The sequence below is a fragment of the Streptomyces sp. XD-27 genome, from assembly GCF_030553055.1.
Lineage (GTDB): Bacteria > Actinomycetota > Actinomycetes > Streptomycetales > Streptomycetaceae > Streptomyces.
Window position 1 is genome coordinate 4,163,174 of sequence record NZ_CP130713.1, and the last position, 19,445, is coordinate 4,182,618.

The 19,445-nt window shown below is 69.8% G+C and carries 19 protein-coding genes and 1 riboswitch; of the genes, 8 read left to right on the forward strand and 11 right to left on the reverse strand.

Features of this window, described 5'->3' with window-relative positions:
* Positions 1-56 precede the first annotated feature (56 nt).
* A riboswitch (TPP riboswitch) is annotated at positions 57-192 on the forward strand.
* From thiC to Q3Y56_RS17965, 3 genes are all read left to right on the forward strand, one after another.
* Positions 185-1,936 (forward strand): phosphomethylpyrimidine synthase ThiC, encoded by a 1,752-nt coding sequence (gene thiC, locus Q3Y56_RS17955; protein WP_304462923.1) that lies wholly within the window; start codon positions 185-187, stop codon positions 1,934-1,936. It overlaps the preceding riboswitch by 8 nt.
* Positions 1,937-2,031: 95 nt before the next feature.
* The gene (locus Q3Y56_RS17960; protein WP_304462924.1) at positions 2,032-3,162 is read left to right on the forward strand and encodes a hypothetical protein; all 1,131 of its coding nucleotides are present in this window, start codon (positions 2,032-2,034) and stop codon (positions 3,160-3,162) included.
* A 108-nt stretch (positions 3,163-3,270) separates the two neighbouring features.
* Entirely contained in the window at positions 3,271-3,705 is a 435-nt protein-coding gene (locus tag Q3Y56_RS17965) for a VOC family protein (protein WP_304462925.1), read from the forward strand.
* Positions 3,706-3,813: 108 nt separating this feature from the next.
* On the opposite strand, the gene Q3Y56_RS17970 is transcribed toward Q3Y56_RS17965, so the two are convergent.
* The 11 genes from Q3Y56_RS17970 to ccrA all read right to left on the reverse strand — a co-directional run bounded on the left by Q3Y56_RS17970 (position 3,814) and on the right by ccrA (position 14,721).
* The gene (locus Q3Y56_RS17970) at positions 3,814-4,704 is read right to left on the reverse strand and encodes a hypothetical protein (RefSeq protein WP_304462926.1); all 891 of its coding nucleotides are present in this window, start codon (positions 4,702-4,704) and stop codon (positions 3,814-3,816) included.
* 220 nt (positions 4,705-4,924) lie between these two features.
* A complete protein-coding gene (locus Q3Y56_RS17975) occupies positions 4,925-5,866 on the reverse strand; it encodes a metallophosphoesterase (RefSeq protein ID WP_304462927.1) in 942 nt (313 codons plus the stop codon).
* Between the two features lie 278 nt (positions 5,867-6,144).
* Positions 6,145-6,471 (reverse strand): DUF1048 domain-containing protein, encoded by a 327-nt coding sequence (locus Q3Y56_RS17980; RefSeq protein ID WP_304462928.1) that lies wholly within the window; start codon positions 6,469-6,471, stop codon positions 6,145-6,147.
* Position 6,472: 1 nt separating this feature from the next.
* Positions 6,473-6,829: a DUF1048 domain-containing protein gene (locus Q3Y56_RS17985; protein WP_304462929.1), complete on the reverse strand. Its 357-nt coding sequence runs from the start codon at positions 6,827-6,829 to the stop codon at positions 6,473-6,475.
* Positions 6,826-7,215 carry a PadR family transcriptional regulator gene (locus tag Q3Y56_RS17990; protein ID WP_304462930.1) on the reverse strand — a complete coding sequence of 130 codons (390 nt, stop codon included), beginning with the start codon at positions 7,213-7,215 and terminating at the stop codon, positions 6,826-6,828. Before Q3Y56_RS17990 ends, Q3Y56_RS17985 begins: the two co-directional genes overlap by 4 nt.
* 200 nt (positions 7,216-7,415) lie before the next feature.
* Positions 7,416-10,271 (reverse strand): amino acid adenylation domain-containing protein, encoded by a 2,856-nt coding sequence (locus Q3Y56_RS17995; RefSeq protein ID WP_304462931.1) that lies wholly within the window; start codon positions 10,269-10,271, stop codon positions 7,416-7,418.
* Between the two features lie 34 nt (positions 10,272-10,305).
* Entirely contained in the window at positions 10,306-11,130 is an 825-nt protein-coding gene (locus Q3Y56_RS18000; protein ID WP_304462932.1) for an SDR family NAD(P)-dependent oxidoreductase, read from the reverse strand.
* Complete coding sequence (locus Q3Y56_RS18005; protein ID WP_304462933.1) at positions 11,117-11,887, reverse strand: thioesterase II family protein; 771 nt, start codon at positions 11,885-11,887, stop codon at positions 11,117-11,119. The genes Q3Y56_RS18000 and Q3Y56_RS18005 overlap by 14 nt, the downstream gene beginning before the upstream one ends.
* Before the next feature lie 334 nt (positions 11,888-12,221).
* Positions 12,222-13,103: a 3-hydroxybutyryl-CoA dehydrogenase gene (locus tag Q3Y56_RS18010; RefSeq protein ID WP_304462934.1), complete on the reverse strand. Its 882-nt coding sequence runs from the start codon at positions 13,101-13,103 to the stop codon at positions 12,222-12,224.
* On the reverse strand, positions 13,100-13,348 hold the full coding sequence (locus Q3Y56_RS18015) for a hypothetical protein (RefSeq protein ID WP_304462935.1): 249 nt from the start codon (positions 13,346-13,348) through the stop codon (positions 13,100-13,102). Before Q3Y56_RS18015 ends, Q3Y56_RS18010 begins: the two co-directional genes overlap by 4 nt.
* Positions 13,349-13,365: 17 nt before the next feature.
* Positions 13,366-14,721, reverse strand: coding sequence for a crotonyl-CoA carboxylase/reductase (gene ccrA / locus Q3Y56_RS18020; RefSeq protein WP_304462936.1), 1,356 nt, complete (start codon positions 14,719-14,721; stop codon positions 13,366-13,368).
* A 481-nt stretch (positions 14,722-15,202) separates the two neighbouring features.
* Between ccrA and Q3Y56_RS18025 the strand changes: the two genes are divergently transcribed.
* From Q3Y56_RS18025 to Q3Y56_RS18045, 5 genes are all read left to right on the forward strand, one after another.
* Positions 15,203-15,427: an MbtH family protein gene (locus tag Q3Y56_RS18025; protein ID WP_304462937.1), complete on the forward strand. Its 225-nt coding sequence runs from the start codon at positions 15,203-15,205 to the stop codon at positions 15,425-15,427.
* An 81-nt stretch (positions 15,428-15,508) separates the two neighbouring features.
* Positions 15,509-16,234 carry an LmbU family transcriptional regulator gene (locus Q3Y56_RS18030; protein WP_304462938.1) on the forward strand — a complete coding sequence of 242 codons (726 nt, stop codon included), beginning with the start codon at positions 15,509-15,511 and terminating at the stop codon, positions 16,232-16,234.
* Between the two features lie 79 nt (positions 16,235-16,313).
* Positions 16,314-17,897 (forward strand): amino acid adenylation domain-containing protein, encoded by a 1,584-nt coding sequence (locus tag Q3Y56_RS18035; RefSeq protein WP_304462939.1) that lies wholly within the window; start codon positions 16,314-16,316, stop codon positions 17,895-17,897.
* Between the two features lie 23 nt (positions 17,898-17,920).
* Positions 17,921-18,154, forward strand: a complete 234-nt coding sequence (locus Q3Y56_RS18040; protein WP_304462940.1) for a phosphopantetheine-binding protein — start codon at positions 17,921-17,923, stop codon at positions 18,152-18,154.
* A 98-nt stretch (positions 18,155-18,252) separates the two neighbouring features.
* Positions 18,253-19,440, forward strand: a complete 1,188-nt coding sequence (locus Q3Y56_RS18045) for an NAD(P)/FAD-dependent oxidoreductase (protein ID WP_304462941.1) — start codon at positions 18,253-18,255, stop codon at positions 19,438-19,440.
* The last annotated feature ends 5 nt before the right edge of the window (positions 19,441-19,445 follow it).

Genomic DNA, 19,445 nt, shown 5'->3' on the forward strand with positions numbered 1-19,445 from the left:
AAGACAAGCGCGCCCCTCTGTTCAGCCTGCCGGGGGAACCGTTAGCCTCGTGGCACCTTTGCAATCGCGGGAGCTCGGAGCACCGGGCTGAGAGGGCGCTGATATCCGTACATACGGTACGGAGAACCGCTGCGTCGACCGCTGAACCTGTTACCGGGTAATGCCGGCGTAGGGAGTGGGTCTCATGACCATGCAGGATGCACGCACGCGCGCGATCGGCTGGCACAAGTCGTATGTCACCGGTTCCCGCCCGGACCTGAGGGTGCCGGTCCGGCAGGTGCACCTCACCAACGGCCAGGACGTGACGCTGTACGACACGTCCGGCCCGTACACCGACCCCGCCGTCGAGACGGACGTCCGGCGCGGCCTGGCGCCGCTGCGGGAGAACTGGATCGTCGCCCGGGGCGACACCGAGGAGTACGCCGGGCGCCCCATGCGCCCGGAGGACGACGGGATCAAGCACACCGCGCCGCGCGGGGGCCTGAAGAACCTCGACGCGGTCTTCCCCGGCCGGCCCAGACTGCCCCGCCGGGGCCGGGACGGCGCGGCGGTCACCCAGCTCGCGTATGCCCGGCGCGGCGAGATCACCGCCGAGATGGAGTACGTGGCGCTGCGCGAGAACGTCTCCCCCGAGGTCGTACGCGAGGAGATCGCCGCGGGCCGCGCCGTCCTGCCGGCCAACGTCAACCACCCGGAGATCGAGCCGATGATCATCGGCAAGCGGTTCCTGGTGAAGGTCAACGCCAACATCGGCAACTCCGCGGTGACCTCCTCCATCGAGGAGGAGGTGGAGAAGATGACCTGGGCCACCCGCTGGGGCGCCGACACGGTCATGGACCTCTCCACCGGCCGCAACATCCACACCACCCGCGAGTGGGTGCTGCGCAACTCCCCCGTCCCGATCGGCACGGTCCCCCTCTACCAGGCGCTGGAGAAGGTCGACGGCAAGGCCGAGGAACTGACCTGGGAGATCTACAAGGACACCGTCATCGAGCAGGCCGAACAGGGCGTCGACTACATGACGGTCCACGCGGGCGTACGGCTGCCGTACGTCCCCCTGACCGCCCGCCGCAAGACCGGCATCGTCTCGCGCGGCGGCTCGATCATGGCGGCGTGGTGCCTGGCGCACCACAAGGAGTCGTTCCTGTACGAGAACTTCGAGGAACTCTGCGAGATCCTCGCCGCGTACGACGTGACGTACTCCCTGGGCGACGGGCTGCGCCCGGGCTCCATCGCGGACGCCAACGACGAGGCGCAGTTCGCCGAGCTCAAGACCCTCGGTGAACTGAACAGGATCGCCAAGGCGCATGGCGTCCAGACCATGATCGAGGGCCCGGGGCATGTCCCGATGCACAAGATCAAGGAGAACGTGGACCTCCAGCAGGAGATCTGCGAGGAGGCCCCCTTCTACACGCTGGGCCCGCTGACCACGGACATCGCACCCGCCTACGACCACATCACCTCGGGCATCGGCGCCGCGATGATCGCCTGGTGGGGCACGGCGATGCTCTGCTACGTCACCCCGAAGGAGCACCTGGGCCTGCCCGACCGCGACGACGTCAAGACCGGCGTCATCACCTACAAGATCGCGGCCCACGCGGCGGATCTGGCCAAGGGCCACCCGGGCGCCCAGGAATGGGACGACGCCCTGTCCGACGCCCGCTTCGAGTTCCGCTGGGAGGACCAGTTCAACCTGGCCCTCGACCCGGACACGGCGCGCGAGTACCACGACGAGACGCTGCCGGCGGAGCCGGCGAAGACCGCGCACTTCTGCTCGATGTGCGGTCCGAAGTTCTGCTCGATGAAGATCTCCCAGGACATCCGCCGCCAGCACGGCGAGACGATGGCGGAGTCCGAGATCGAGGCCGGGATGGCGGAGAAGTCACGCGAGTTCGCGGAGTCGGGCAACCGCGTGTACCTGCCCTTGGCGGACTGACCCACTGCGGCGGGCTGCGGCGGCGGAGGCCTGTGGGGGGTCTCCGCCTGTCGCGTGCGGGGCGCCGTAACGGAAGGGACAAGATCACACATGGTGTGATCGACATCCCTAACCTGCCTGACATGGGTGGGATAGATGTGGCCAACGGAGTGGTCGGCGCTGTGCTGGGCATGCTCTTCGCGGTGCTGTTCCAGCAGCCCTTACAGAATGCCTGGTACCGGATGCGCACCCGATCGACCAGCGCGGTGCGCAGCCTGCGGCGCCAGGAAGAGTCCGGCCCCGTGTGGAGAAGCTTCTCCATGGGACCCCTTCACACCTCTGCCCTGATCGTGGAAGGGGACGGTGAGTCGTCCATCCCCGCTGACGCCGTCTACATCCAGGTGCTCGACGAGGAGGTCGAGCTTCCCGCGGACATGGTGGGCTGGCGGGACGAGATCGAGGCGCAGAGTGCGCGTCTGCGGGCCGAGGGCCGGACGCCGCTGTGGAACGGTCCTCGTTACGCGGTCGAATCGTTCGATGTCTCCCGGACCGCCCTCGACGAGCAGCCCGAAGTCCACCTGCGGCTGCGCCCGACGGATTACTACACCTTTCTCGCGGCTCAGCAACTGGACCGCCGACTGCCCGACGGGACAACGCCTCGCACCCGATATCTCGACCCGGACAACCCGCTGCGGGCACCTGCGTTCCTGCACTGCAGTTTCGCCGTGAACGTCGCGGTGGTGACCGCGGACGACATGCTGGTCGTCAGCCAGCGAAGTGACCGGGTCCGTATGGCACCGGGTGTATGGAACTCCTCCGTCAACGAGGGGATGTCACGGCATATCGATTCCTCTGGCAGGAGCGCCCCCGATCTGCACGCGGTAGCCCGGCGGGGCATGCGGGAGGAGTTGTCCATAGAACCGCACGAGTACACGCTGGAACTTCTGGCGTTTGTGCTCGACATTGACAAGCGCCACTGGAGCGCCCACTTCTATGCCCGATTGAAGGACCTGACCCAGGACGGCTTGCAAGCACGCATGAGCAGGGGAGTCGCGGACCGATGGGAACACCAGACCATCGATTACGTGCCTTTCCGCCCCGCGGCCGTGGCCAGGTACATGCTGCGTGCCGATCGCATCCACCGGTGGGCGCCTCTCGCCCCTGCGCTCTTCCACCTCGCGCTGGTGCATGTCTACAGCCGTACACCAGTCGAAAGAGCGGAAGCACAGGCCATTCGACGCTTGTAGACAGCGCGACCGCACGACACGGCAGCGGCCAGCAGGGGCTGTCCTTCCGACAACATGCGGATACACGCCGGGAGATGAGCAATAAAGTCCCCCTGCTATGGTGCGCCGATGGCATCGATCAAGCAGTTCCAAGTCACCTTCGACTGCGCAGAGCCTGCGCGCCTCGCCGGTTTTTGGTGCGAGGTGTTGGGGTACGTCGTACCGCCGATCCCGGAGGGGTTTGCCACGTGGGAGGACTACCATCGTTCGCTGCCGCCTGAGGATCAGGTGACCTACTTCGCATGCAGTGATCCCTCGGGTGTGGGCCCGCGCCTGCTCTTCCAGCGCGTTCCCGAAGGGAAGATCGTCAAGAATCGGGTGCATCTCTGCGTGCGGGCCGGAACCGGACTCGTGGGTGACGAGCGCCTCGCCACACTGGAGGCCGAATGCGCACGACTGGTCGCGCTCGGCGCGGTACACGTGCAAACGCTGCTTGCCGATGACGACAACGAGTCGTGCATCGTGATGCAGGACATCGAGGGCAACGAGTTCTGTCTCGACTGAGCATCCTCCGCGACGGCGAGATCAGGGGGAGCCGTCTCCCTCGGCTTGTAACCCAGGACGTCATGAACAGGCTGTGGGTCGCCGAGCGGCTCATTTCCGTGGAATGGGCTATTCCGGATGGTGGTCCGGGCCGCCGTAGTCCGGGCTGGAGAAGTCCGGACTGCTGAAGCGGGGGCGGGTGGTGGGGGTGTCGCCGTCTTCCGTGCTGAAGCCGGGGCGGCTGTAGCCCAGGTGCGGTGTGCGGCCCGCCGGTTGGGGATGGTGGCCGGGGCTGTAGGAGCGGGCCGGGGTCTCCGCGGGCGGCGGGGCGGCGGCCATCGCTTCGTACAGGAACGGCAGGACGCCGCGCTCCAGCAGCGCCTGCCGCCATGCCTCACGGGCGCGGTCGACCTCCTCGGCCCGGGTCCGGGACGCCGCGCCGCGCGGGGTGGCGCCCCCGTTGCGCAGGGCGGTCAGCAGCAGGCCGATGGCGGCGATGAGGAGCCCCGCGGCGGTCAGGACCGCGAAGAACCAGCCCGCCGTGACCATCGGCTGGGCGATCGACAGGGCCGGGTGCAGCATCCGCAACGCGTACCCGAGGAGGAGGAAGATCGCCGCTGCGGTCCCGGCGAGCAGCGGGGCGAGCACGGTGAGGACGGCCACCAACCCCGCACCGGAGGGGTTCGGCACGGTGGTTCGGTCGGCCGGGTCGCCCGGACCGGTGCCGTCGTCGTCGGCACCGGCGCCGCCGCCTTCGGCCACCGCCGGTGGCGCCACGGCGGGACGGTGCGCGGGGTCGCGCAGTTCGTCTCGTAGGGCGACGAAGTGCTCGTACTCGGCGGCCGCGCACGCCGAGATCGCGGCCGAGGCGTTGAGCGCCATCGTGCGCAGCTGTTCGTTGGTGAGCCGGCGGCCCGCGGCGGTGGAATCCGGTCCGCGGTGCGCGGTACGCAGCGCCTCATCGAGGATCCGCTCGAACTCCGGACGGTCCTCGATCAGCAGATGCGGAGCGCTGTTCATGTGCGTCCCCCGATGCTCCGTAGGGGCCCTGAGGCGCGGCTTTCGCCGGCCGACGGGGCGGAAACGGAGGAGAGCCTGCTACGGATACGCCGATGGTAGAGCCGATGCGGCGCGGGGTGACAGTATGTTTTCCGAATTCACCCCGGCCGGGTGGAACTCCCGGGCGGAGTTCGGGGCGGAACCCTTCGCCGTCCGAACAACGGTCCGCATACCGGCCGGATCAACCCGCCAGGGGTAGTTGGACGACCAGCAGCTTTCCGGCCATGGTCACGCCGCCGTCCATCGCGATGGCGAGATCGTCGGCGTAGACGTGCGGTCCTTCGACGGACGGGGCGCCGCCGTCCTCGCCGTCTTCCGAGCCGACCTCGCCCAGCAGATACGGAATGGGGCTGTGGCCGTGCACGATGCGCTGGCCGCCGTAGGCGTCGAGCAGCTCGCGCACCGCCACCGGGCCGGCGTCCTCGTCGCGGAAGGCGAAGCGCTTGGTGAACTTGCGGAACAGGTCCCAGCACTCGTCGGCGTCGCTGCGCTGCAGGGCCTCCGTCACGGCGTCGTTGACCGCCTCGATGGAGTCGCCGTACTCCAGGTAGGCGGTGGTGTCGGAGTGCACCAGCAGGTAGCCGTCCGCCTCGGTCATCGCGTCGAGCCGGGACATCCACTGGAGGTGGTGGTCCTGGAGCCGCTCCATGTCGGTGCGCTGGCCGCCGTTGAGCAGCCAGGCGGCCTGGAAGGAGGCGGTGCCGGCGCCGGAGTTGACCGGGGTGTCGCCGAACCGCTTGGCGCCGATCAGCAGCAGCTCGTGGTTGCCCATGAGTGCCTTGCAGTAGCCGCCCGCGGCGGCGGCCTGCGCGGACAACTGCATGACGAGGTCGATGACGCCGATGCCGTCCGGGCCGCGGTCGGTGAAGTCGCCGAGGAACCACAGCCGGGTGTTGCCCGCGGCCCAGTCGCCGTTCTCGTCGATGAGCCCTTCGGCGGCCAGCGCCCCGCACGCGGATCGACTTGGCTTGGTGCGTTCCGCTCTCTGGGCATGTCGTGACCACCCCCTTGGCGAAGCCGCTTCGAACAGCTTCGATCCGTTCCACGCGGACGGTGCCCTCGGTGATGTCGGAGAAGCCCTGACCCCGCAGTCGTGCCGTGGGAACGGCGGACCGGCTGACATCGGGCGGCAGGCCCGGAACGGAGTCACGTAAGGGTGCGGACTCTCCGTGGGGCGCGGGAGGGGAATTCCTTGATGGCGGAGCCGCCAGGGACCCGGGGTCTCACGCCCCGGGTCATCGTGTCCGTCGCGGACGATCCGCGCCCTGGTGCCGGGGTCGGACTCGGCGCGGCGGTTCGACGCGGGATCCGGGCGTCGGGCCCTGGGCCGGACGCCGAGCCGTGGGCCGGGCGTCGCTGGAGCGGTCGCCCGACCGCGCGCGGGTACCGCGGTGGGGGGCGCTACTTCCCGGCCTTGCCGGGGCGTTCGCTGATGGACTCCTGGTAGACGTCCGCGTGGGTGCGCGAGTCCTTGATCAGGCCATCGCAGAAGGCGGCGACGTCGTCGCCGATGAGCTCGATGACTCCCTTGCCGGACGCCGCGCCCTGCTCGAAGAAGTCGACGATCCCCGGGAGCAGGGGTCCGTCGATCAGGCCGATGGGGCCGACCTTGAAGAAGTACCGCTGCATTTCCTTGTAGACGATCTCGTAGTCCGGCGGCAGCGCCCGGACCCGTGCCATGTGCGCCCGCCACTCCTTCTTGCCCTCGATGATGTCGTGGATGCCCATGTCAGCCTCCCAGGCGGCCCAGCTTCTTCGCGACGTTCCTGTTCAACTGCTCGCGCCACCGGTCGCGGTAGCTCCGGGCCCCCGCTCCGCCGGTCAGTGCCACGCAGAAGCCTTCGATGTCGTCGCCGAGCACCTCGTCGACGCTCAGCCCGTCCGCCGCCGCTTCTTCGAACAGCCCCAAGGCGCCGTCGAGGATCGGCGTCAGTTTGCGACCGGTGAGGTCCCCGTAGGGGAGGGAGCGCGTCTTGATCTGTTCCCACGCCACCCGGTAGTCGTCCGGCAGTGCCTCGGCCCGGGCTTCGAACGCCTTCCATTCCCTCGTGAGGTCGCTGCCCGTCAGAGTCTCCCAGAAGCTCATCGCCCGCCCTCCTTCAGGTTGTCGATGCGTGATGAGAGGTAGTCCCACTTCGTCCAGAACGCCGCGAATTGTTCGCGCCCCGCGTCGTTGAGCGCGAAGAACTTGCGCGGTGGGCCCTGTCCGGACGGCCGTTTCGTCACCTGGACGAGTCTCTTCCGCTCCAGCCGCATCAAGATGGTGTAGACCGTGCCCTCGACGACGTCGGTGAAGCCGAGTTCGTTCAGTCGACGCGTGATGGCGTACCCGTAGGTCTCCTCGCTGCTGATGATGTGCAGCACGCAGGGGGAGCAGGGCACGGGCGTGCCCGTCCTGGCGGACAGCGGCAGGGGGATGTCGTACGCCGAGGTCGGGCGGCACATCGGCCACCACCGCGGCGTGTGCGTCACGCGGCAGCGGTGGACGTCTGTGACGGACGACTGGCTGGGCGAACGGCGCGTGGGGTCACGTCACCGGGTTGTCCTGCTGCCCGTGTCGACGCGTTCACGATCGCCCGCCGTCCTGACACAGCGGGGTCACCGTGCTGACGCAGCCTCTGAGACGGCGTCTGGCACGGTGACGGTCGCCGGTCACATCGATGCGTGCCCCTTCACCCCTCGGCGGGCTCGCGCTCGGTGATGAGCGCGCTCACCTCGGCCGCCGTCGGGTGGAGGTACAGCTCGCGCAGTGACACCGGGGGCAGCCCGGCCCTGCGCAGCGCGCCGGAGAGCCGTACCGCGAGCAGCGAGTTGCCGCCGCAGACGAAGAAGTCGTCGTCCGGGCCGACGTGTTCGCCGAGGATCTCGCGCATCGCCCGCAGCACCGGGTCGTCCGTCGGCTGCCCGGCCTCGGCGGCCGACTCGGTCCCGGCGGTCTCGGCGGCCGGCTTGAGCCTGCTCACGTCGACCTTTCCGTTGACGGTCAGCGGCAGCTCGGACAGCAGCGTGAACACGGCCGGCACCATGTAGTCCGGCAGGTATCGCGCCGCCCGCCGCCGGATGTCCTCCACGGACACGGCGTCGTGCCTCGGCACCAGGTAGGCCTCCAGGCGGACGTCAGCCGCGTCACCGGTCTCGCCGCCAAGGACCACCGCCGCCGCGGTGACGTTCTGGTCCTCAAGCAGGACCGAGCGGATCTCGCCGAGTTCGATGCGGAAGCCGCGCACCTTGACCTGGCCGTCGATCCGGCCGAGGTGGTCCAGGCGCCCGTCAGGGCGCAGCCTGCCCAGGTCACCGCTGCGGTAGACGCGCTCCCCGGTGACCGGGTCGGACACGAACCGGTCGGCGGTCAGCTCCTCCTGGTTGAGGTAGTGGCTGGCCACGCCCGCGCCGCCGACGTAGATCTCGCCTGGCACCCCGAACGGCTGGACGCGGCCCTCGGCATCCCGCACGGACACCGACCAACCGGGCAGTGCCCGGCCGACCGAACGGGACCCGGCGCCGACGTCCTGCGGCGTGACGGTCTGGCTCGTGACGTGCACGGTGGTCTCCGTGATGCCGAACATGTTGACCACCCGGCACCGGGTGTGCGGGTGCCTGCGGAACCAGTCCTGCAGCAGCCGCACGTCAAGCGGCTCACCGCCGAAGACCACAAGGCGCACCGCGAGGTCGGCGGAGCGCCGCAGGTCGACCTCCTTGAGCATGGCGAACGCGGACGGGGTCTGGTTCAGGACGGTGACCCGGTGCCGCACCAGGAGGTCGTAGAAGTCCTCCGGGTTCCGGGACACGAAGTACGGCACCACGACCAGGTGGCCACCGGTGAGCAGCGCGCCCCAGATCTCCCACACCGAGAAGTCGAAAGCGCTGGAGTGGAACAGCGTCCAGGTGTCCTCAGGACCGAGTCCGAGATCGGTGGTGGTCGCCGCGAGCAGCGCGCCGACGTTGCGGTGGGGCACCGCGACGCCCTTGGGTCGACCGGTGGAGCCGGAGGTGTAGATCACGTAGGCGATGTCGTCCGCGCTGACGCCCGGGTCCGTGATCGGCTCACCGCCGCCCGAGGTCACCTCGCTCGGGTGCACCACGGTCACCCCGTCGACCGCGGGGAACTCCGCCGAGGAGGAGAGCACCAACTGGGCGCCGGAGTCGGTCACCGTGTGGACCAGGCGTTCCGCCGGATAGGCGATGTCCATCGGGACATAGGCGGCACCGGCCTTGAGCACGCCGAGCAGCGCGACCACCAGGTCGGTGGCGCGGTCGAGGCACACCCCGACCCGGTCGCCCGGCGCCACCCCGCGGCCGCGCAGCGCACCGGCGACCGCGTCGGACCGGGCGTCCAACTCGGCGTAGCTCAACGTGTGGTCCGGATCGGACAGGGCGGTGGCGTCCGGCTGGGCGGCGACGACCTTGCGGAACAGTTCGTGGACGGGCGCGACCACCGCGTCGCCCCGGGCCGGGGTGCACCCGGCGGCGATGACGGCGGCGGCTTCCCCGGTGTCCAGCAGCTCGACGTCACCGACCCGGGCGTCGACCGGAGCGTCTGCCAGCGCCGCCACGACGCGGTCGACGTGCCCGGCGAACTGCCCGGCGATCTCCGGGTCCAGGACGCCCTCGTCGTAGTGCAGGACACCGCTCAGGGTGCCGTCCGCGTCGTACTGCCACGCGAGCGTCACCGGAAAGACCGGCGCGAAGAGGGGGCGGTAGACGTCACCGGCGCGGCCCTCGGTCAGCAGGACCCCGACCGCCGGCATGCCGGACGGCGGCTCGCCGCCCGTGGTGCGGGCGTGTGCCGCGCCGTCGAGCAGGTCGGTGACGCGTGTCGTGTCCCCCGCCGGGAGCGCGACCGACACGTGAGTGTCCGCGGCCGACGGGCCCCCGGTGATCAGCGTGAACGCGGCGCGCTCCGTCCTGCCGTAACGGGCGAGGACGACCGCGGCGGCCGCCACGGCCACTGCCGGTGCCGCGCCGCCCGCGACCGCCCTGGCGGTGAGCGCGACGGTGCCGGTCCGGCCCGCCGCTGCCGGGGTGCCGAGGCCCCACGGCAGCTCGGGCGGGCCGTCCTTGAGGCTCGCGTCGGCCGCCGGTTCGGGCAGGGCCACGGGGTGTGCCGGGTCGGTCAGCGCCGTGGCCAGGTGGTCAAGGGCGCGTCGGTCCACGGCCCGGCGGTGTGCCACGAGGACCAGGTCGGCCGCGCCGTCGGCGTAGCCGAGTACGACGGCCCGCGCGATGACCGAGGTGCCGTTGACCGCGCGGCCCGCCTCCCGGGTGCGGCGCTTCTCCGCGACCCTGTCACCCGCGTCGCCGTCCAGCGGCTCGTCGAACATCTGCACGCCGCGCAGGACCGGATGACGCTCCGTCAGGGCGGTCAGGTTCGCGCGCACGGCCGCCGCGTCGGTCCCGGCAGGCAGCCTTCTGATGAGGCTGTGGCAGGCACGGGCCGGTTCGGCGCCGAACTCGGCGCGGGCGAAGAACTGACCGCTCGGGTGATCGGCCGCGGGGACCTCCGCGGCCGCTTCGCTGGAGACGGACACACGCACTCCTTGTTCTGGTAAGGCCGGGAGGGGGTCAGCGAGCGGAGAAGCCGGCGTCCACGGGGATCACCGTTCCGGTGACCTTGCGGGAGTCGTCGCCCGCGAGCCAGATCGCGGCACCCGCGACGTCGGCCGGGTCGACAAGGGAATCAGTCGCCACCGACTCCAGATAGACGGCTTCCTGCTCCTCGTAGCTGATGCCGAGCGCGTCGGCGACGACCGCGGTCATCTGGCCGTCCACGGCCGGGTCGTCCCGCACCGGGCCCGGGCACAGCGCGTTGACCCGGATGTTCAGGGGCGCGTAGTCCAGTGCGGCGGCCTTGGTCAGGCCGACCAACCCGTGCTTGGAGGCGACGTATCCGGCGAAGTGGCGGTAGCCGACGAGACCGGCCGTCGACGCGACGTTGATGATGCTGCCCGACTTCTGGGCGACCATGACCGGCGCGACCGCCGAGATCAGGTGCAGCGGCCCGGAGAGGTTCACATCGAGGACGACCTGCCACTCCTCCTCCGTGAAGTCGTGCGTGGCCTTCCCCGACGGTGCCCCGACTCCCGCGTTGTTGATCAAGGCGTCGATCCGCCCGAACCGGTCCACGGCGGCCTCGACGGCCGCTGTCACGGCGGGCCGCGAGCGCACGTCCGCCGTGGTGACGAGCACGGACACGCCCTGCTTGCGGCACAGCCGCGCGGTCTCCTCCAACTGGGTCGTGGAACCCAGGGCGTAGGGGACTTCAGGAAGGTCACCGCCGATGTCGATCAGAACGACGTCCGCGCCCTCCTCGGCGGCCCGCACGGCGCAGGCCCGGCCTATGCCCCTGGCCGCGCCCGTGATGACGACGGTCTTGTCATGCAGTCCCATGGGTGAGCCTCCTCGCGGACTCGACTCGTCCGGCAGCGATGGTTTCGGAGATCAGCGCGAGCAACGGCCCGGGATCATCATCCGGATACATATGCCCGCCGGGCAGCTCCACCAGGGAGAAGCCGGCGGTGGTCACGTTCTGCCACTCGGCAACCTCGTCACGGGAGACGAACGTGTCGTCCGCGGCGTACACCCCGGTCATCGGGACGTCGAGCAGGGCACCGCCGCTCGGCCGGTAGCTCTCGTCCATCGTGTAGTCGGCACGCAGTGTCGGCATGAAGAGGTCGCGTATCTCCGGTACGTCGTAGCCGGCGTACTGGCGCCCGGTGGTCTCCTCGACGTGCTTGAGGAACGCGTCGTCGGTCAGCTCGGACACGTCACTGACCGGTCCCGCGGACGGCGGGCGCGCCGCGCTGATGAACAGGTGCACCACGTCGTTGGCCCCGGTCTCGATGATGCGCCGGGTGAGTTCGTAGGCGAGCGCCGCGCCGAGGAAGCAGTGCCCGAACAGGGCGACGGGGCCATCGCCCGCCGCCTTGAGCGCGTCCGGGAGCAGCCCGTCCGCCGCGACGTGCACGTCCCGGTACGGCTCATCGTCCAATCGGCGCTCGCGGCCGGGGAGTTGGAGCGGCGTGGCCACCACCCCTGTCAGGCCGTCCATCCCGTTCCACGGGCGGAAGAAGTTCGCTCCGCCCCCGGCGAACGGAAGGCACAGCAACGGCACCCCGTCGCGTCCCGAAGTCGTCGTCTTGGTCACGGCATTGCCTCCAGGCGGGACCCCCGGACGGCTGGGATGTGCCGTCCAAGGCAGATGGATGAGCAGGTGGATGGGCAGAGATAGGGGCAGAAGGATGGTGGGGGATGTCGAACCGTGAGCGCATGCTAGCCAGCGCGACGGCACGCAATGCCTCTTTGGAACCGTCGCCCACGCGGTGCCCGAAGTCGTGTTGCGTCTCGCCGGCGAGACACAACACGACATCGACCACGCCGTGGCCGCACCGGCAAAGCTGCGGCCGGTCCGCTGCCCGGTTCCGCGAACTCCGGCACGTGTTAGCGCCGTTGTGCACGTTCGTCGCCTCCGGCGGAATCGCTCAGGAATGGGAGTAGAAGCCGCGGCCGGACTTCCTTCCGAGCAGCCCGGCCTCCACCATGCGCAGCAGCAGGGTGGGCGGGGCGAACTGCGGTTCGCGGAACTCCCGGTGCAGGGACTCGGCTATCGCCGCGACGACGTCCAGGCCGATCATGTCGCTCAGCCGCAGCGGACCCAAGGGGTGCGAGCAGCCGAGCGTCATGCCCTGGTCGATCACCTCGGCCGTGGCAACGCCGGACTCGACCATCCTAATCGAGCTCAACAGGTAGGGAATGAGCAGCGCGTTGACCACGAAGCCGGACCGGTCCGGTGTGCGGATCGGCGTCTTGCCGAGGGTGACCTCGACGAACTCGGCCATACGCCGCAGGGTGTCCTCATCGGTGAGCAGCGAACCGATCAGCTCGACAAGCGGCAGCACGGGCACGGGGTTGAAGAAGTGCGCGCCGACGACCCGCTCCGGTCTGCCGGTGACCGTGGCCAGGCGCGTGATCGGGATGGACGAGGTGTTCGACGCCAGGATGGCCCGCGGGGACTCGACGACCTTGTCCAGCGTCACGAACAGCTCGGCCTTCGCGTCCTCGTCCTCCCGGATCGCCTCCACCACGAGGTCACGGTCGGACAGGTCGTTGAGGTCGGCGGTGAACACGATGCGCGCAAGGGCGGCATCCCGGTCGGCCTCGGACACCTTGCCGCGGGCCACGGCCCGGTCCAGTGAGCCGACCACCCGCGCGCGCCCGGCGGGCACGGCCGCGGGCCCGGAGACCACGACCACGACGTCAAGGCCGGCCCGGCCGCAGATCTCGGCGATGCCGGACCCCATCGTGCCGCAGCCGACGACGCCCACCCGCTGGATGGCCCCCGGCACTTCGGTGGTCCCGGTCATGCCGGCACCCCCCGCCGCGGCGTGCGGACGCCGATGGACCCGCCGCCGAAACCGGCCGACAGCACCAGGCCGCCGTCCAACGGCGCGGCACCCCGGCCGGCCCGGTCGAGCGCGAACGGCACCGATGCGCTGCCCATGTCGCCGTACTCCACCCGTAGCTCCTCCCGTACGAAACCGCCGCACTCCACGCTGATCGGGGCCTCCTGGGCGACCCGCGTCGCCAGGTCGGAGGTCTCCTTGGTCATCGTCGGATACCTCCTGGTCAGCCGATGGACCCGGTGACGACCGGGGCCGGGTTCCGCAGCGCGTTGAGCCGGTCCGCGCCGATCCGGTCGCGCAACGCGGGGTCGGTGACCCCGAGCCCGGCGCGCGGGGCCAGGCACAGCACACCGACCTTGCCGGTGTGCTGGTTCCGCTGCACGAGCCGGGTGGCCTCGCCGATCTCCTCGAGCGGGTACGTCGTCGAGAGCGCGGGCATGAGCATGCCCAACTGCACCAGCCGGTTGCACTCCGCCAGCTCCTGCCAGTTGGCCGCATGGCTGCCGATGACCCGCTTGAGGTTCATCCACAGGTAGCGGTTGTCGAACTGGTGCTGGTAGCCGGTGCTCGACCCGCAGGTGACGACCGTGCCGCCCTTGCGCACCACGAACACCGAGATGCCGAAGGTGGCGGCGCCGACGTAGTCGAACACCACGTGCGGGTCCTCGCCCACCTCGGCCCGGATCCGCTTGCCGAGCTGCTTGCCGAGGCTGATGGCCTCGTCCGGGCCCGGGATGTGGTGGCCGAGACCGATGTCGTTGCGGTTGATGACCACGTCGCAGCCGAGGCGGCGCAGCGCGCGTGCCTTCTCCTCCGAGCTGACCACGCCGATCGGGATGCCACCGCCCGCCTTCACCAGTTGCACCGCGTAGGCGCCGAGGCCCCCGGCCGCCCCCCAGATCAGCACGATGTCACCCTGCTTGATGCGCGCGCCGCGGTCGCTGACCAGCATCCGGTAGGCGGTGGCGCCGCACAGCGGCACGGACGCGGCCTCCTCCCAGGTCAGGTGCGTGGGCTTGGGCACGAGCTGGTTGACCCGCACCACCGCGTAGTGGGCCAGGCCGCCGAAGTTGGTCTCGAAGCCCCACACGCGCTGCTCCCTGCCGAGCATCCCGTCGGAGTGCGTCGCGGGCTCCTGGTCGTCCACGTAGGAGGGTGAGACGACCACGTGGTCGCCGACGCGCCAGTGCCGCACGCCCGCGCCGACGCGTACGATCACACCGGCGCCGTCCGAGCCGAGGACGTGCTGCGGCTGGTCGTGCCGGGCGGCGTAGCCGCCCTGGCGGCTGAACCGACGCAGGAAGTCGAAGGTGGGCAGCGGCGCGAACGTCGCCGACCAGACGGTGTTGTAGTTGACGGAGCTGGCCATGACCGCGACCAGCGCCTCGTCCGGCGCCAGTTCCGGCATCGGCACCCGGCCGACCCGGAGCGAGCGGCGCACGTCCTTGTCCGGGGCGTCGCCGAACATACGGGTGTCATCCGCGTGCAGGTATGCGGCCAGGTATTCGCCCGGCACGGCCTCCCGGCTCAGTTCCTCTGGCGAAGCACCCGCGAGCACGGCTTCGGCCAATGCGTCCATCAGGAATTCCTTTGCCCTTGTTGCGGCGCGAGCGCGGTAGCCGCTGCGCGACGGAGTTCGGCTGGGATGGGGCTCTTCCAACGTCTCTCCACCCGGGAGGCCAAGCCGTGGCGAGGCACTCGCGCAGGCCCGTAATCAGGTGCGTGCTCTCTGACCGCCTTGGCGGATGACCGCCTCGGCGGGGAGAATTTCCCTAAACCTGAAGGGGAGATTGGTTAAACCCGAAGGGGAGTAGGCCCGTCCACCGGGCCGCTGCCGGCCATCGTGGCACAGAACCCCAGTGGGATACAGGCCCGGCGGACTAACGGGAGTTCAGCAGTTCGACTTTCCTTGCGGCGCTGGCGGTCACGCTTCTACTGTGGCGTCAGCTTTCAGGGTGGCTGCGGATGGCCGGTGTCCTGTCGACAGGACGGCGCCCTCCCGCGAACCGGTGTCCGGCCCTGGAGACTTCCCGCCCAGAGGCCCCCTTGACGGATTGAGGATGGTGGCTGTGAGCACGAACCCTTTCGACGACGAGAACGGCAGCTTCTACGTCGTGGTCAATGACGAGGAGCAGCACTCCCTGTGGCCGGTGTTCGCCGAGGTACCCGCGGGCTGGCGGGTGGTCTTCGGCGAGGCGGCCAGGGCCGAGTGCCTGGAGTACGTCGAGCGGAACTGGACCGACCTGCGCCCGAGGAGCCTGCGCGAGGCCATGGCGGCGGGCTGAACGCCGGTCGAGCGATCCGTTCAAGCGCAGGCGAACACTCTGGTGGGAGATGAAAGGTGTGGTGACCGTCCAGTGAAGACCGTGAGCCGTTACAAGGCGGGGCCAGTTGGTGGTGAGCTGGCGCAGCGCGATGTGGTGCTGTCCTTCTTGGGGGAACAAGCACAGGTACAGAAGACGGGGATGACCTTCTCGCGGAGCCTGTCGGAGCGGTCCTGGGAACGGATCGGGTCCAGCCTGCGCGAGCTGACGAATTCCTCGGCGTGGTGGCTCGGCGACTGGCTGATCTTCGGCGAGGCCACCTACGGGTGGCGGCGCTACCGGGAGGCGATCGAGAGGACCGGGCTCGACTACCAGACCCTGCGCAATTACGCGTGGGTGGCCCGGCGGTTCGAGCACCACCGCAGGCGGGACGGCCTCAGCTTCGCCCACCACGCCGAAGTGACCCGCTTGTCGCCACCGGAGCAGGACTACTGGCTGCGCAAAGCCGAGCAGCAGAAGTGGTCGCGCAACGAACTCCGCAAGGCGGTCCGCGCCAGCCTGGCCGAGCAGTCCGACACTACCGACCCCCCTGCGAGCAGCGGCGACGAGCAGCAAGAGGCGCCCAAGGCGGCCGAGCCCACGGGCCCTGACATGCCTCGGCAGCCGGTCGCCACGCTCACCATCGAACTGCCCGCCGGCCAACTGGACTCCTACGCGAGAGTGGCCGCCGCGCACGGTCTGCCCATCGACAAGTGGGTGACCCAGGTGCTCGACGCCGCCGACCGGCGCGCCCAGGTGCTCGACGCCGCCGACCGGCGCGCCGCCTAGGGCCTGCCCGATGGGTCGGCGCGGCGTCGCGGCGCGCCGACAGCCCGCCCGACAGGACACCCCCCATCGGAGTCAACTGATGATCCTTCAGGGAAAGCGCGTTTCGCTGCCCCCGACACCCGTCGTCCACCAGCGGTTCGAGGCGCACGCGGCAGCCACCCCCGATGCTGTCGCCGTCGTCTGCGCCGGACAGCGGGTGACGTACGCGGAACTGAACGCACGGGCTAACCGGTTCGCGCACCTCCTCACCGCGCGTGGGCACGGCCGGGGTGCGCGGGTCGGCGTCTGCCTCGACTACTCCGTCGACCTGCTCGTCGCCATCCTCGGCACCCTGAAGGCAGGCGCGGCCTACGTACCGTTCGACCCGGCCTATCCGGCGGCACGCCTGCGGCTGCTCCTCGAGCAGGTCCCCGATCTCGCCCTGATCGTGGCCTCCCCGGCGACGGCAGGACCGATCGAGTCGGCGGCCGTCGAGATCGTCGACCTCGAGCGCCTCGCCGACCACCTGGCGGACCTCCCGGCGACCAACCCCGACACCACGGTCACCGGGGACGACATGTGCTACGCGGTCTTCACCTCCGGGTCGACCGGTACGCCGAAGGTCACCGCGGTGCGGCACGAGGGCTGGTTCAACCTGCTGAACTGGCTGATGCTCGAGTACGGTCTGCACGCCGGGTCGAGCCATCTGGTCGTCAGCGCCTTCGGGTTCGACCTCTCCCAGCGCGCCCTGATGATGCCGCTGTTCTGCGGCGCCACCCAACACCTCATGGCCAGCCGGAACTTCGACGCCGCGATGGCCTACCGCATGGTGACCAAGGACGGCATCCGCGTGCTGCACTGCGCCTCCAGCACGCTGTACCTGCTGGTGGACTGGGAGAGGGCGCTCGGCGGCACGGCGCTCACCAAGCTGGACTACGTGCTCTTCGGCGGCGAGCCGCTGCGCGTCGAACGGATCGCGGACTGGGCCCGGCGCGAAGGCAACACGTGCACCCTGCTGCACCAGTACGGGGTCGCCGAGTGCACGGACGTCGCGACGTCGTACGATCTCGCCGGCTACCGGCCCGGCGAACACGACATCGCACCCGTCGGCACCCCGGCCTACAACACCGACATCCTCATCCTCGACGAGCGGATGCGCGGCGTCGGGGCGGGGGAGTACGGCGAGATCTGCATCTCCGGGCCCAGCGTCGGCGCGGGCTACCTGGGCGGCACCGGCCCCGAATCCGAGCGGTTCACCACGGTCGAGATCGACGGCGCGCCACGCAGGATCTACCGCACCGGCGACCGCGGCCGCGTGAACGAGGCCGGGGAGCTCGTCGTCGCGGGCCGGATGGACGCGCAGGTGAAGGTGCGGGGCATGCGCATCGACCCCACCGACATCGAGCGCGCGCTCGGCAGACTGGCCGGGGTGCGGGAGGCCGCCGTCGTGGTCGGTTACCCGGACTCCGGCGAGGCCGAGCTGGTCGCGTTCGTCGTCCCGGCGGGAGACGGAGTCACCGGAAACGACCTGCGCGCCCGCCTCCTGGAGACGCTGCCGCGCAATATGGTCCCGGCCAGGTTCGTCCGTATTCCGCGGCTTCCGCTGAGCCCGCACGGGAAAGTCGACCGCGCGGCGCTGGTCGATGAATGCAAGAACGAGTACGCCGACGGCATGGCCGAATGACCTCACCGATAACCGAGGGGACTATGATGATCGCCGACAGGGTGCACAGCATCTGGTGCCGGGAACTTCAGCATGACAACATAGCGGTCGACGACAATTTCTTCGCCCTGGGCGGCCAGTCCGTGATCATGGCGAAAATCCAGATGGCTTTCATCGAGGAGTTGGGCGTCGAGGTTCCGGTGGACCAGATGTTCCTCAACCCGACGGTGGCGTCGATCTCCGCGTACATCGAATCCATGGGTGCGGCCACCCCATAACGTAAAGCGCGGTTAATGCCGTGCCGTGAGTTTCTTATCCTTGGCATTTCCGGCGGTGGCCGCGCTGGGCCAGAAATCCACCTGATCAGAGAGGCGCCATGTACGACGTCATTGTCATAGGTGCCCGTTGTGCGGGGTCGCCGGCGGCCATGCTGTTCGCTCAGCGGGGGTATCGAGTCCTGCTCCTGGAGAAAGCGCGGTTCCCCCAGGACACGCTGTCCTCGCACTACATCCACCAGCCGGGGGTGGCACTGCTCGGCCGGTGGGGGCTGCTCGACGAGCTCCGCGCCGCGGGCTGCCGACCGATCGACCACCAGAGCTACGAGGCGCCCGGCGTCCGGCTCGACGGCTTCTCCCTGCCGGTCGACGGCTACCGGACCACGTACGCGCCGCGACGGTACGTGCTCGACCCCATCCTCGCCGGCGGCGCCGTGGCCGCAGGCGTGGACTTCCGCGACGGCTGCGCGGTCACGGACCTCGTGTTCGAGGACGACCGGGTCGTCGGGGTGCGGTACACGACGCCCGGCGGCGCCGAGGCGACGGAGCGGGCCCGCCTGGTCGTCGGCGCGGACGGCATGCGCTCGCTGGTGGCCCGCAAGACCGGCGCGCAGAACGTCATCGAGCACCCGCGCCTGACCTGCACCTACTACAGCTACTGGGCCGGGGTTCCCGCGCACTTCGAGCTGTACGAGCGCCAGGGGCGCTGGATCGGCGTCATCCCCACCAACGACGACCTCACGCTGATCATGACCTACTTCCCGCAGGACGAGTTCTCCGCGGTCCGCACCGCGGTGGAACCCGCCTACCTCGAAGCCGTCCGCACGACGGCGCCCAAGCTGTACGAGCGGATGTCGGCGGGCAGCCGCGCGGAGCAGTTGTACGGCACGGGGCACCAGGAGAACTACTTCCGCAAGGCCTTCGGGCCCGGGTGGGCGCTGCTCGGTGACGCGGTGCACCACAAGGACTCCATCACCGCCCGCGGCATCACCGACGCCTTCATCCAGGCCCAGTCGCTCACCGACCACATCGGCGATGAGCTGCACGACGACGCGGCACTCGACGCGGCGCTGCGAGGCTACGAGGACGACCTGGACGACACCTTCGCCGATGTCTACCAGGGCGCGCTCAACGTGGCCGAGCTCAAGCCGGAGGGCCGGGCCGAGATGCTGCGGAAACTGGCCGGTCACCAGGAGCTCACCGACCGGTACTTCTCGACGCTTTCGGGCGCCTGCTCCATCGACGATTTCTACAACGCCGAGCTCTTGACGCTGCTCGACCAGAGCTGAGTGAC